Here is a 12943-nt window from a genome sequence, read left to right as displayed (position 1 = left end):
CCGAAAGGATCCCGCATGCGACGCACCGAGCGACCGGACAGGGACGACGCCACCGCAGGCGCCCGCGCGCACCTGCTGCGCACCCCCGGGTTCGTCGACGCGCACATCCACCCCGACAAGACCTCGTGGGGGCAGGCGTGGGTGTCCCGGTCCCCGGCGACGACGCTCCCCGAGCTGATCGCCGGAGACCGCGCGACCCAGGCCGGTTACGTCACCGGCGTCGAGGAGCGGGCGCACGCGCTGCTCTCCCGAGCGTTCGCGAGCGGCACCCTCGCGGCGCGCGCGCATGCGGACGTCTCCTCCAAACTGGGCACCGCGAACGTCGAGGGCGTGCGGGCCGCCGCCGAGCGACTGCCCGGGATGACCGTGCAGATCGTGGCTTTCCCGCAGTTCGGCCTGCTCACGAACCCGGGAACGCTCGACGCCATGACGGCGGCGCTGGGAGCGGGGGCGGACCTCGTCGGCGGCATCGACCCCGGCGGACTCGAGGGCGACCTGCACGGACACCTCGACGCGGTCTTCGGCCTCGCCGACCGCGCCGGGCGCGACCTGGACATCCACCTGCACGACGGCGGCGAGGACGGACTCGCGCAGATCCGCGAGATCGCCCGGCGCACGATCGCGGGCGGAAGGCAGGGGCGCGTGACCATCGGGCACGCCTTCGCCCTCTGCGATGCCGCGCTGCCGAGCCTCGGCGACACCCTGGACCTCGTGGCGGAAGCGGGGATCTGGATCGCCACGTGCGCGCTCGGCGACGACCCCGTGCCCGACCTCGACCGGATGGAGCGCCACGGCGTGCGGGTCGTCGCAGGCTCGGACGGCGTGCGCGACGCCTGGAGTCCGTTCGGCACCGGCAGCATGCTCGACCGTGCGCACCTGCTGGGCTACCGTACGGGCGCGCGCACCGACGCCGACCTCGAGCGCGTCTTCCGGATCGCGACCGTGCACGGCGGGGAGCTGCTCGGGATCCCGGCGATCTCGGACTGGGATCCGGAGAGCGGCACGCGTCTCGAGTTCGACGCCGAGAACGTCGCCCAGCTCGTCGTGGACCGGCCCGCTCCGCGCCGGATCCTCATCGACGGCCACGAGGCCGCGGCGACCTGAGGCCGGGGGCCTCGGGCCGGGGGCCGGGGGTCGAGGGGCCGGGGCCGGGGGCGGGGGCGGGGGCGGGGGATCTCGTGGACGCACTCTCAGCAGATCGATAGGATTCGGGGACCCGATGCCGACCGACCCGAACGGCGACTGCGATGCCCGATTCCTCCCCTGCTCCCGCGTGGTACCCCGATCCCGAGAACAGCGCCCAGCTGCGCTGGTGGAACGGCACGACCTGGACGGCTGATACGACCCCGGTTCCGGCGGGCTCGGTGCCGCCACCCGCCCCAGGAGCAGCGAGGGGCGCGTCCCGACGTCGCCCGTGGTGGGTGACCGCTCTCGTCGTCCTGGGAGTCATCATGCTCGGCGGCGTGCTCGCACGGATCACGCCGGCACTGTGGCTTCTGGTGATCCTGGCCGTGCTCGGGCTCGCGGTGTACGTCTTCATCCGCGGCGGCGCTCCCCGGCTCTCGCTGCGGTCGCGCGCCTCGGGTCTGCTGGCACTGGGCGCCGCCGCGCTGCTCCTGATCGGCGGCGGTGCCGCGAACGGTGCCACACGTCCGGCGATGCTCACCGCGGACGTCACCTCCAGCGCGACCCCGCGCTCGTTCGCGGCCGCGGCGCCGACTCCCACGCCCGTCCCGACCACTTACGAGATGGTGGACGTCGTGACGGTGATCCCTTTCGAGCGCTCGACGGTCGACGATCCCGAGCGCGACCTCGGGGTGATGGAGGTCGTCACGGCAGGCGTCGAAGGCTCGAAGGTCACGACCTACCGAGTGACGAAGATCGACGGCAAGGAGATCGGCCGGACCGTCGCGAAGGAGACGGTCACTCTGCCCCCGGTCACCGAGGTGACGGCACACGGAACGCGGGAACAGCAGGCCGCGCCGCCCGCACCCCTCGTCGCCCAAGAGCCCGCCGGCCAATGCGACCCGAACTACGCCGACGCGTGCGTCCCCATCGCCAGCGACGTGGACTGCGCCGGCGGCAGCGGCAATGGGCCTGCCTATGTCCAGGGCCCGGTGCGCGTGGTCGGCACAGACATCTACCGTCTCGACAGCAACGGCGACGGCATCGGCTGCGAGTAGCCGTACCGCACGGCTGCCGTGCGCAACTCAGGCTGTATCTCTCTGAAACGCCCTGAAGCACCCGAATCATGGGCACTCGACTGCTTCCAGCCTGAGTTGTGCACGGGGCGGCAGCGATAAGCACTCGGACTCGCGCAATTCGGGCCCTGGGCGAACCGCGGGAACTGCGGACTCGCGCCTTCCGGGCCCGCGGCCGCGCCGAGGGTGCCGCAGAAGCCCCGCGCCGTAGCCTCGCCCGACACCCGCCACGCCCGGACCGCGCCTCCCCACGCCCTACGGTGGAGGGATGACGATCACCGCCGCGGCAGACGGATCCGCCCTGGGCAACCCCGGTCCCAACGGCTGGGCCTGGTACATCGACGACGCCAATTGGGCCGCCGGGGGATCCCCGCATGGCACGAACAACCAGGGCGAGCTGCGCGCCGTGCTCGAACTGCTGCAGGCGACGGAGGACGTCGCCGGTGAGAAGCTCGTGATCGAGTGCGACAGCCGGTACGTGATCGACTCCGTCACCAAGTGGATGCCCGGCTGGAAGCGCAAGGGCTGGCGCAAGTCCGACGGCGGTCCGGTGCTCAATCGCGACCTGCTCGAGGGCATCGACGAGGCACTGCGCGGGCGCGACGTGTCGTTCACCTGGGTCAAGGGCCACGCCGGGCATCCGCTGAACGAGGCCGCCGATCAGCGCGCGAACGCCGCCGCGACCGCATACCAGCGCAAGCAGGATCCGGACCGCGGCCCGGGGTTCACCGCGGCCGCTTCGGCGACGGGCGATGCGCCCGCCGTGCTCGACGAGCCCCTCGTCGCAGCCGCAGTGTCGCTTCCCGTCGTCGCGCCCTCCGCGGCCCCGGCGCCCGCCCTGTGGGCCGAGGCTTCCGACCTGCTCGACGGGCTCGATCTGCCGGCCGACACCAGCCCGATCGAGCTGCGGGTGACGCTCAGCGCCTCCGAGCACGCGCGCCTCCGCGACCGTGCGGACGCCCAGGGCGTGACCCTGGAAGAGGCGCTGCGCCGCCTGATCTGATCGGGCGCGGGGCCGCCCCCACGCCGCCAACGTGCGCCATCTTCGGAGTTGTACGCCAACGTCGGACGGATCCGCGCAAAGGATCCGAAGAACCGGCACATCTCCGAGCAAAGCGCACACGCAGGCCGGACACCGGGCGCCGGGCGCACGCGCAAGCCGGGCGCGGGGCCGCCCCCGCGCCGCCAACGTGCCCCATCTTCGGAGTTGTACACCAACGTCGGACGGATCCGCGCAAGGGATCCGAAGAACCGGCACATCTCCGAGCAAAGCGCACGCGCAGGCCGGGCTCCGTCCAAGCACCGCGCCGGACACCACCCTCGGCGGTCCCGTGCTATCGCGCCGCGAGCAGCTCCCGCAGGCGCACGGCCTCCTCGGCCGGCATGGCGTACGTGTGCTCGGGAGCGGGATACACGTGACCGCGCACCTCGTCGGCATAGGCGGTCACGCCGTCGATCGCCGCCGTGCGCAGATCCGCGTACCGCTTGACGAACTTCGCCGCGCCGCCGTCGTAGATGCCGAGCAGGTCGTGGAACACCAGCACCTGCCCGTCGGGGGCGGATCCGGCACCGATCCCGATCACCGGGATGTGGATCAGCGCCATCAGCGCCTCCGTGACCTCGCTCGGCACCGCTTCGACGACGAGCAGCGAGCAGCCCGCATCCTGCAGGGCGATCGCGCTGTCGATCACGGCGAGGGCGGCCTCGGCGGTGCGCCCCTGCGAACGGTAGCCGCCGAGGGAGGTGGCAGTCTGCGGGGTGAGCCCGACGTGGCCGACGACGGGGATCCCCGCCTCCACGAGCGCCCGGGCGCGCTGCACGGAGGTGCCGCCGCGCTCGATCTTGACCAGGTCGCAGCCGGTCTCCTTGACGAAGCGCTGGGCCGTGGCGAGCGCCTGCGCATCGGACGTCTCATACGACCCGAACGGCAGATCCGCGACGAGCAGGGGCTTCGTGAGCCCGCGCCGGACCGCCTTCGTGAGCATGATCATCTCGTCGACCGAGACGGGCACCGTGCTGTCGTAGCCGAGCACCGTCATCGCGGCGGAGTCGCCGACGAGCACCATGTCGACGCCCGCGGCCTCGGCGATCTGCGCACCGGGATGGTCGTAGGCGGTGACCATGACGATCGGTTCGCCGGCCGCCTTCTTCGCGGCGAGGTCGCCGAGCGTGAGGCGACGGGTGGGGGCGGCGTGCGCGCTCATGCGAGGGCCCCCGTGAGCAGTGTGCCGACGGCGTCGTCGACCTGGATGATCGTGTTGGTCCGGTCGACGTGGACCACGGTCGGGACGTAGTCGGTGAGGTCCTCGGGGGCGTAGTCGGCGTAGGAGATGACGATGACGGTGTCACCCGTGTGCACGAGCCGGGCGGCCGCGCCGTTGACCTGGATCACCCCGGATCCGCGTTCTCCCTCGATCGTGTACGTCTCGAATCGGGATCCGTTGTCGACGTCGACGACGTGCACCTGCTCGTGCGGGAGGATGTCGGCCGCCTCGAGCAGGTCGGGATCGATCGTGATGGATCCGACGTAGTGCAGATCGGATCCGGTGATCGTCGCGCGGTGGATCTTCGACTTCAGCATGGTGCGTCGCATCAGGCGTCGCCTCTCCTGTCGGCAGAGCGGAGGGTGTGGTTGTCGATGAGCCGAGCCGCCCCGACCCGGGCGGCGACGGCGAGCAGCGCGTCGCCGTCGAGGAGGGTGATCGGCTGCAGAGTCTCGGCGTCGCGGAGCTCGAGGTACTCGGGAGCGATGCCCGCGTCGGCGAGGACGGCGTGGGCCGCGGCGATGATCGTTCCGGCGTTCCGCTCCCCCGCGTCGGCGAGTGCCTGTGCGGCGTCGAGCGACCGGTTGAGCGCGGTGGCCTGGGCGCGGGCGGCGGGGTCGAGGTAGACGTTGCGCGAGCTCATGGCGAGCCCGTCGGCCTCCCGCACGATCGGGCAGGCCTCGATCCGCACATCGAGGTTCAGGTCGCGCACGAGCCGGCGGACCACGAGCACCTGCTGCGCATCCTTCTGCCCGAAGTAGGCGACGTCGGGGGCCACGATGCCGAACAGCTTGGCGACGACGGTGGCGACGCCGTCGAAGTGATGCGCGCCGCGGACCGCGCCGTCGAGCACGTCGGTGACTCCGGCGACATGGATCGTCGTGGCGAAGCCGTCGGGGTAGATCTCGGACGGTTCGGGCGCGAACAGGATGTCGACGCCGTGGTCATCGGCCATCGCGGCGTCGCGAGCCTCATCACGCGGGTAGCGGCTGAGGTCTTCGTTCGCACCGAACTGCGTCGGATTGACGAAGAGCGACACGACCACGAGGTCGTTGTTCCTCCGAGCCTCGTCCATCAGCGACAGGTGCCCGTCGTGGAAGGCGCCCATGGTGGGAACGAGGCCGACGGTCCTGTCCTGGCGCCTGGCCGCGCGGACGGCCTCGCGGACCTCGGCGATCGTGCGGATGATCCTCATGCGCGGGTCCTCTCGGCCGACGGGCTCGCACCCGCCAGGGTCGTCGGGCGAGCGTCCCCCGGGGTCGTCGGGCGGACATCCTCCGGGGTCGTCGGGCGGACATCCCCCACGGCCGTCGAGCGCCCCTCCCCCGGGGTCGTTGAGCGAGCGGAGCGAGACGAAACGCGGTCACCGGCATGTCCGGCGAGCACCCGGGTCTGCGCGATCAGCGCATCGACGACCGGGAGCAGTTCCGGGTCGCCTTCCGCGATGGCCGCCCGCTGCCTCGCGACCGTCACCTCATCGCCGCGAGCGATCGGTCCGGTGAGGGCGTCGGCCGCGCCGCGCTCAGCCCAGTTCTCGACCGTCTGCCGCACGAGAGGGGCGAGAGCCGCTCGCGCCTCCGCAGAGGGAATCCCCGCGGATCCGGCCACCTGCTCTGCCGCATCCAGCACCGCGAGGAGCAGGTTCGAGGCGATCGACGCAGACGCGTGATACCCGGCGCGGTGCGCATCGTCGACCGGGAACGGGAGCGCGCCGAGCGCGCGAGCGATGCCATCCGCTGCCGCGAGCGCCTCCTCCGTGCGCCCTTCGATCGCCGCGCCGATGCCTCGGAAGACGGCCGGCGGCTCGGATCCGGTGAAGGTCTGCAACGGGTGGACGCTGAAGTCGACGTCGTCGAGCCCCGTCGCGCCGGAGACGTGGCCGACGAGTGCTGCATGCGGGCGCGCGGCCTCCGCCGCGTCGTGGATCGCCGCGTCGGGCACGCACAGGAGGGCGACGTCGACCGCGGGGATCGCCTCGCCCCGGCGCAGCGGCCCGAACACCGTGAACCCGACATCCCGCAGCGCTCGCGCGAGCACGCCGCCGAGGCGCCCGGCGCCGACGACGGCGATGCTGCGGCCGGGTGCGGCAGGCACGAAAGAGGAAGTCGGATTCATTGTTGGACCCCGGCCGGGATCGACGCCCGGGACGGGTCGAGTATCCGCCCGCGAGGGGATCCGGGACAAATCGGAGATCACCCCGACAAGTCATGATGAGCACAATAGGCTTTTCTGTGCACATGTTGAGCAACTGGCTCACCATTACGCTCCAGAGCCTCAGTGGGACCTTCGCCCTGCACCGCACACACCGGCGACGAGTCGTCCCCCGATTCAGCCCCGGACGCACCGGCCATCACGCCCCCGTACAGACTGCATGCATGGCGATCCTCAACTGTCAGATCGGGGAACATGCATGCATACTGTAAGCATGCCGAACGTGCTGATCCGCGACCTCGATCCGGCGGTGCACTCGGTGCTGTCCGCGCGGGCCGAAGCGCGCGGACAGTCCCTGCAGCAGTATCTGACCGGAGAACTGACGCAGCTGGCGTCCCGCCCGACGCTGTCGGAGATGCTTGCCGAGCTGGAGCAGCGGCCACCCCAGCACGTCCCCCGCGCGGCGATCCTGAAGGCGATTCGGGATGGTCGTCGCGGTCGATGATCGTCGTCGATGCCTCGGTCGTCGTCGAACTGATCGGTGAGCACGGTTCCGCCTCTCGATTGCATGAGCGCATCCTGGGTGAGACGCTCCTCGCACCCGACTTCCTGCCCGTCGAAGTCGCCTCAGCCTTGCGGGGATTGCACCTCGGGGGGCACCTCGAGGATCATGCTCTCGCCATCGCCGCCGATGATCTCCTCCGCATCCCCATCGACTTGCACCCGTCTCTGCCGCTGACTCCGCGGATGCTCGCACTCCGACACAATTTCTCCGCCTACGACGCGGCCTATGTCGCACTGGCCGAGGCGTTCCACTGCCCCTTGATGACACTCGACCGCCGGCTGGCCAAGGCTGCGCATGAGCACTGCGAAGTCGAGGTCGTGCCCGCCTGAGTGAGCGCCAGACGTCACCGCTCGGCATGGGACCGTCGAGGTTACCGCTCGACGTGGAACCCCCGAGCGAGGCAGGTCGTTGCACCGACTTCATCGCGAACGCTCCTCGACCGAAGACAGGATCCGTTAGCCTCGGCCCCATGCCGTCCCCCGCCACGCTCGCCGCCCTCCGCGCCTTCGTCGAGGAGCGCGATTGGGATCAGTTCCACTCGCCGGAGAACCTCGCCAAGAGCATCTCGATCGAGTCCGGCGAGCTGCTGGAGTGCTTCCAGTGGGGGTCCGACTTCGACCAGACGCGCGTCGAGGAGGAACTCGCCGACGTCGTCACGTACTGCATCCACCTGGCGAACCGCATCGGCGTCGATCTCGACGAGATCGTGCTGCGCAAGCTCGAATCGACCCGCGAAAAGTATCCGGTCGACCAGGCGCGCGGCCGCAAGGTGAAGTACACGCAACTGGCCGCCGAACGCGCGGGCGACGCCGAGCGGGATGCGCAAGGATGACCCCATGACTCTTCAGCGCACCGTTCTGCTGCACGTGTCCGGACAGCCTGCGGACGTCGCACGGGCCATCGGCATGGCCGACATCCTGCACAGCGAACGCCCGGAGACGCGGATCCGCATCATCGTGAACGGGCCGGCGATCCCCGGAGTCGCCGCTGGAGCCGCACCTCTTCCGCCGACCGAGGTCGCCACGGTCGAGGCGTGCGAAGGCGGCCTCCGCGGTCACGGAATTCCGGTCGACCAGCTCCAGCCCGGTGTGATCACGGTGCCTGCCGCGACCGTCGCGCTCAGCGACGCCCAGTTCGATGGGGCCGCCTACATCCGCGTCTGATCGACGTTGCGGATCCGGTCTGCGCCACGCGCGGACGACGCGCCGGGAAAGTCGGTGGACGCTGATTGGCTGGACGGATGGAGATCCCCACTCTGGTCCTGCTCGTCGTCGTCGCGGTGCTGATCATCGCCTTCGCGCTCACGGTGTGGGGTTTGAGCCGCCGCAATCGGAGCGTCAACGACGAGCTGCGGCGCCGCTATGCCGACGAGGAGAGCTCGCTCGTCGAGCGCCAGGCCAGTGCGACGCGCGAACTGCAGAGCACACACGACGAGACGCTCGCCGGGCTGACCGCCCGCCACGACACCGAGACGAAGCAGCGTCTCGACGCGCACGCGGAACAGGTGCGCACCCTCACCGCCGAGCGCGACGCCGCGATCGCCAACGAGGAGGGCTCCCGGCTCCTCGCCGGCCGCGGTCTGCGCTGGGAGCTCGCATCCCGTGAGGTGCTCGTCGACGCCTGTGAGGCGGCCGGGCTGGATGCGATCGTCGCGACCAACATCGTGTTCTCGCCGCGTGATGAAGGATCTCTCGCCCCGTACTGCGCGCAGCTCGACCATCTTGTGATCACCGAGAAGGCCGTCGTACTGGTCGACAGCAAGAACTGGAAGGGCCTCATTCTCGACGGCAAGAAGCCCTCGTCGCTCGCGGGAGCGCTCGGGGTGCTGTTCGACGAGAACGCGCTGCCGACGTCATTCGCGATCTCGGTGACGCCGGACGGCGCCGAGCGTCTCGACGTGCGCACCCACCTCGGCTCCGATTCCCCCGCCTCGCAGGTGCGGCGTCAGGCGCGCCGTTTCCATCAGCACCTGCTTGCACAACACGGCTCCGCGCCCTACGTGCAGACCTGCGTGTTCTACTCGCACCCCGACGCGCGTCTGTGGACGAGCGGTCTCGACGAGACCGCGCACGCGCAGCCGACGCGCATCACTTCGGTCCGGACGATCCAGAAGGCGCTCCTCGACGCGCAGACCGGCGGCCCCGCCGGCCCTTCGTCGCACCAGCTCACGCAACTCGTCGCGACGGTGCGCGAGCTCGGCGCCGACCTGCACGGCACCGGACGCTTCGTCTCGGAGTTCCGCAGCTCGGTGCCTCTGACCTTCCGGATGCCGGCGCGCGGTGCTCTCTCGCCTGCTGCTGCTGATGGACCGCGGATCCGGGAGTCGCGAGGCGCCCGGACCTGAGTCGCCGAGTTTCCACCATCCGACCGGTGGCCGCGCTCAGCAGCCGGGGGCGCGAGGCCGCTCCATGCACGTGCCTTCGACGAGCGCGGTGTAGGCCTTGACGACGCGGATCTGCTGACTCGCTGGAGGACCCGTCAGCCTGCCGTTGATCGGGATCCAACCGGCTCCGAGGTCGATGTCTGCGGAGTAGGTGACCGTAGCCGTCACCGTGAAGATGCCGGGCTTCCTGTAGACGTGGCTCGTGTCGGTGGGGGTGAACTGCGGTTGACCACTCGCGTCCCAGGCGGTGCCGGGCGTGGTGCTCGTGCGCCGTTCGCCGTCGCCGTAATCGAACGCATAGCTGACCGGGGTGAATCGGATGGTCAGCGCCCGGTCGAGGACCGAACCGGGAATCGTCTCGGTTGCGGCGCTGCTGACGAAGTTCGCAGGAAGGCCGACGACCGCGACGTTGTCCGGCTCGCCGACGACGGTCGCCGTGGCCGGGACGAAACGAGCGAGGTCGGACATCGTGACACTCCAGCCGGGCGTCGCCGGGGAGGGTTGGCCGACGGGCACACCCACGGGCGTGAGCGAGCGGCAGAAAGCGCTGGGCGGGCCCGGCGTCGCCAGGCAGATCTCCTGCGGGGTCGGGGCGCCACCGCCGGATGCACCTGGATCGCTGGAACCGCCGTTGGGGCCGTTGCCACCCTCACCTTCGGTCTGGCTATCCGTGATGGTGATGCCGCCGGAATCTGCACCGCATAGCCCAACCGCAATCTCATCCGAACTGCAAGCGGGGGGAGGGTCGGCGGCGGCGCCTTGGAGTGGGAAAAGCGTTGCAGGTCCCGTCAGACCCAGCAGAAGCAGCGTGAGAATCGCAGGAATAGCGATTGACTCCCTCAAGATTGGCCCCCTCAAGAAGTACATGAGTGCTTCCCCGCAACGGCGCTCGTGATCTGGAGCCGATCATGCTCCTGCGTCATGACGACATGGAGAGCTACCAAGCTCGCCCGACTTGATGGCGTCACGTCTTCCCCTGAATCGTCAAGAACGCGACTCTCAGTCACATCGATGCAGACGTCGGCCCCGATCTGCCCCCGCGCTTGGTCGTAGTCGAAAGCACGAAAGGAAGTCACTCGGTTAGGGCCCACGACCTTGAGGCGCTTGGCTCTAAGAGTGCGTTGGGCGTTAATGTCGTCCTCCAATGCCTGTCCCGAAAGAAAGTTCTGTGGATCTGCATCGGCCTTCCCGTCACGACGTTCATTGCTTGCGTCTGTGTAATCCCTGTACACCTGCTCCGCCGCTGTGAACGCCTCCGCCTCGCTTGCGAAAAGCGGTGTCGGCGTGGGCTGGGGGGCGGGGTCGGGGGTACAGCCGGCCAGGCCGATCGCGGCGCTGATGAGTACCGCTGCGATGCCCGCGCGTAACGTCCCAGCCAACGGGCCTGCGCGTCCGGCCGGGGTTGCGAGAGCTGTGCTCCGAGGTTTCATGCCCACAAGGTAGCCGGATCCGTCGCACGGCCTCGGAAGTTATCCACAGGCCGTCATTGCGGAACGACGTCGCGTTTCGTCTCGCTTCGCTCGCTCAACGACCCCGAAGCTCACCCCGTTTAACGACCCCGAAGCTCACCCGCTCAAACGACCCCGAAGCTCACCCGTTCGACGACCCGGGGAAGGCGACGCGTTCGACGACCCGGGGAAGGCGATGCGTTCAACGCGCCGGGAAGGCGGTGCGCTCAATGTCCCGGGATCGGCGCCGCGATCCCTCGCATCACCAGGTCCACGAGCGCATCGACGCGCTCGGCGGGCAGCGGCCGGCCGAGCAGCGCCGCGTACGACGTCGCCGCGACGAACTGGTCGGCGACGACCGCCGCGTTCACGTCCGCGCGCACTGCACCGTCCTCCTGCGCCTGCGCCACGCGGGCGACGATCCACGACACGATCGGATCCGCGAACCGATGGTTCAGGGCCTCGCCGAGGTCCGGATCCGTCGCCGTCACGGCGATAAGCGCCCGGGCGAGCTCGACGTTCTCCGCACGGGAGAGGTGCTCGCCCGCGGTCGTGAACCACGACCGCAGGTCCGCAGCGAGGTCCGCGGAGAACGGCAGCACCACGTCGGCCCCCGGCAGCGCTCCCTCGAGCAGCGCCTCACCCAGGATCGCGGCCTTCGACGGCCACCACCGGTAGATCGTCTGCTTCGAGACCCCGGCCTCCGCGGCCAGCCCCTCGATGGTCACCGCGTCATAGCCGTCTGCGGCGAGCGCGCGACGCATCGCCGCCAGGACGGACTGGCGGGCGTTCTCGCTGCGGGGACGGGGCACCCTCCGAGGGTAGCGAGGTGTACGCTCAGGAATAAGTGGACGCACCGTTGCGAAACCCGATCGCACCCTGGATCCGGATCCACGGCGAACGAAGGAGACACCCATGGCCCTGACCGCGAATTCCTCCATCGGCGACTGGCTGGCCGACCCGACCGGCGGCGAGCTGATCCGCGGACTGCTCGCGCAGTCCGGAGCGAGCGCCGACTCGCTCGCCCCCGTGCTCGGCCTGCCCCTGCAGCAGCTCGTCGTGATGAGCCAGGGCGCGATGCCGCAGTCGGTCGTCGACGACCTCGTGCGCGCCGCGAACGGCGGCGAGATCCCCGAGGACACCGCCGCCACAGGCTGGACCGAGCAGGTCACCCCCGGCCGCTTCTCCGGGAAGACGGTGATCGTCACGGGCGCCGCATCGGGCATCGGCAAGGCCACGGCATCCCGCATCACGCGCGAAGGCGGCCGCGTCGTCGCCTGCGACATCGCGGCCGAGAAGCTCGACGCCCTGGCCGCCGAGTTCCCGGGCATCGTGACCGTGGCCGGCGACCTCACCCAGCAGGACGCGATCGATCGCGTCATCACCGCGGCCGGCGACCGCATCGACGGCCTCGCCAACGTCGCGGGCATCAACGACGACTTCTCGCCCGCCGGCGAGACCCCCGACGCCGTCTGGGACCGCGTGATCGCGATCAACCTCACCGCGCCGTTCAAGCTCATGCGCGCGGTCCTGCCGCTCATGGAGGCGGCGGGACGCGGATCTATCCTCAACGTCTCGAGCGAGGCCGGCCTGCGCGGCAACGCGTCGGGCAACGCCTACACGGCCAGCAAGCACGGCATCATCGGCGTCACGAAGTCGGCGGCGTTCATGTACGGGCCCAAGGGGATCCGCGTGAACTCGGTCGCCCCCGGCGGCGTCGCGACCGGGATCCCCATGCCGCCGCATATGTCCGAGTACGGATCCGGTCGGCTCGCGCCGTTCCAGCAGGCGATCCCCACGGTGGCGACGGCCGAGCACCTCGCCGCGTCGATCACGTTCCTGCTCTCGGACGACGCCGTGAACATCAACGGCGCGATCCTCGCCTCCGACGGCGGCTGGTCGGTGCAATAAGGCAGATCTGCCGGGATCAG

Annotated in this window: 15 protein-coding genes; 9 read left to right on the top strand and 6 right to left on the bottom strand. The window is 70.2% G+C overall.

Going from position 1 to position 12943, the window contains the following annotated elements; all coding sequences use genetic code 11:
• Positions 1 to 15 precede the first annotated feature (15 nt).
• The 3 genes from J8G10_RS17695 to J8G10_RS17685 all read left to right on the top strand — a co-directional run bounded on the left by J8G10_RS17695 (position 16) and on the right by J8G10_RS17685 (position 3204).
• Positions 16 to 1104 (top strand): amidohydrolase family protein, encoded by a 1089-nt coding sequence (locus J8G10_RS17695; RefSeq protein ID WP_251448116.1) that lies wholly within the window; start codon positions 16 to 18, stop codon positions 1102 to 1104.
• A 143-nt stretch (positions 1105 to 1247) separates the two neighbouring features.
• Positions 1248 to 2183, top strand: a complete 936-nt coding sequence (locus tag J8G10_RS17690) for a G5 domain-containing protein (RefSeq protein WP_251448113.1) — start codon at positions 1248 to 1250, stop codon at positions 2181 to 2183.
• 286 nt (positions 2184 to 2469) lie between these two features.
• Positions 2470 to 3204: a ribonuclease H gene (locus tag J8G10_RS17685; RefSeq protein WP_251448110.1), complete on the top strand. Its 735-nt coding sequence runs from the start codon at positions 2470 to 2472 to the stop codon at positions 3202 to 3204.
• 331 nt (positions 3205 to 3535) lie between these two features.
• On the opposite strand, the gene panB is transcribed toward J8G10_RS17685, so the two are convergent.
• Genes panB through J8G10_RS17665 form a run of 4 tightly spaced genes read right to left on the bottom strand, consistent with a single transcriptional unit; the run spans position 3536 to position 6559 of the window.
• Positions 3536 to 4405: a 3-methyl-2-oxobutanoate hydroxymethyltransferase gene (gene panB, locus J8G10_RS17680; protein WP_251448107.1), complete on the bottom strand. Its 870-nt coding sequence runs from the start codon at positions 4403 to 4405 to the stop codon at positions 3536 to 3538.
• Complete coding sequence (gene panD, locus J8G10_RS17675) at positions 4402 to 4794, bottom strand: aspartate 1-decarboxylase (protein WP_251448104.1); 393 nt, start codon at positions 4792 to 4794, stop codon at positions 4402 to 4404. The genes panB and panD overlap by 4 nt, the downstream gene beginning before the upstream one ends.
• On the bottom strand, positions 4794 to 5660 hold the full coding sequence (gene panC, locus J8G10_RS17670; RefSeq protein ID WP_251448101.1) for a pantoate--beta-alanine ligase: 867 nt from the start codon (positions 5658 to 5660) through the stop codon (positions 4794 to 4796). Before panC ends, panD begins: the two co-directional genes overlap by 1 nt.
• Positions 5657 to 6559, bottom strand: coding sequence for a DUF2520 domain-containing protein (locus J8G10_RS17665; RefSeq protein ID WP_251448098.1), 903 nt, complete (start codon positions 6557 to 6559; stop codon positions 5657 to 5659). The genes panC and J8G10_RS17665 overlap by 4 nt, the downstream gene beginning before the upstream one ends.
• A gap of 331 nt (positions 6560 to 6890) precedes the next feature.
• Between J8G10_RS17665 and J8G10_RS17660 the strand changes: the two genes are divergently transcribed.
• The 5 genes from J8G10_RS17660 (at position 6891) to J8G10_RS17640 (ending at position 9525) form a co-directional block, all read left to right on the top strand.
• Entirely contained in the window at positions 6891 to 7121 is a 231-nt protein-coding gene (locus J8G10_RS17660; RefSeq protein ID WP_251448095.1) for a hypothetical protein, read from the top strand.
• The gene (locus J8G10_RS17655; protein WP_251448092.1) at positions 7118 to 7510 is read left to right on the top strand and encodes a type II toxin-antitoxin system VapC family toxin; all 393 of its coding nucleotides are present in this window, start codon (positions 7118 to 7120) and stop codon (positions 7508 to 7510) included. Before J8G10_RS17660 ends, J8G10_RS17655 begins: the two co-directional genes overlap by 4 nt.
• Positions 7511 to 7650: 140 nt before the next feature.
• The gene (locus J8G10_RS17650) at positions 7651 to 8013 is read left to right on the top strand and encodes a nucleotide pyrophosphohydrolase (protein WP_251448090.1); all 363 of its coding nucleotides are present in this window, start codon (positions 7651 to 7653) and stop codon (positions 8011 to 8013) included.
• Between the two features lie 4 nt (positions 8014 to 8017).
• Positions 8018 to 8344, top strand: coding sequence for a hypothetical protein (locus tag J8G10_RS17645; protein WP_251448087.1), 327 nt, complete (start codon positions 8018 to 8020; stop codon positions 8342 to 8344).
• A 77-nt stretch (positions 8345 to 8421) separates the two neighbouring features.
• Positions 8422 to 9525, top strand: a complete 1104-nt coding sequence (locus J8G10_RS17640; protein WP_251448084.1) for a nuclease-related domain-containing protein — start codon at positions 8422 to 8424, stop codon at positions 9523 to 9525.
• 36 nt (positions 9526 to 9561) lie between these two features.
• Here the strand turns inward: J8G10_RS17640 and J8G10_RS17635 are convergent, their stop codons facing one another.
• The gene (locus J8G10_RS17635; protein WP_251448081.1) at positions 9562 to 10086 is read right to left on the bottom strand and encodes a PKD domain-containing protein; all 525 of its coding nucleotides are present in this window, start codon (positions 10084 to 10086) and stop codon (positions 9562 to 9564) included.
• Positions 10087 to 11239: 1153 nt separating this feature from the next.
• Complete coding sequence (locus J8G10_RS17630; protein WP_251448078.1) at positions 11240 to 11824, bottom strand: TetR/AcrR family transcriptional regulator; 585 nt, start codon at positions 11822 to 11824, stop codon at positions 11240 to 11242.
• A 103-nt stretch (positions 11825 to 11927) separates the two neighbouring features.
• Between J8G10_RS17630 and J8G10_RS17625 the strand changes: the two genes are divergently transcribed.
• Positions 11928 to 12923: an SDR family NAD(P)-dependent oxidoreductase gene (locus J8G10_RS17625; RefSeq protein ID WP_251448075.1), complete on the top strand. Its 996-nt coding sequence runs from the start codon at positions 11928 to 11930 to the stop codon at positions 12921 to 12923.
• Positions 12924 to 12943: the final 20 nt, after the last annotated feature.

Origin of the sequence: Microbacterium sp. USTB-Y (assembly GCF_023703415.1) — a bacterium.
Lineage (GTDB): Bacteria > Actinomycetota > Actinomycetes > Actinomycetales > Microbacteriaceae > Microbacterium.
The sequence above is the reverse complement of the archived record's forward strand: the minus strand, read 5'-3'. Positions and strand labels throughout refer to the sequence as shown.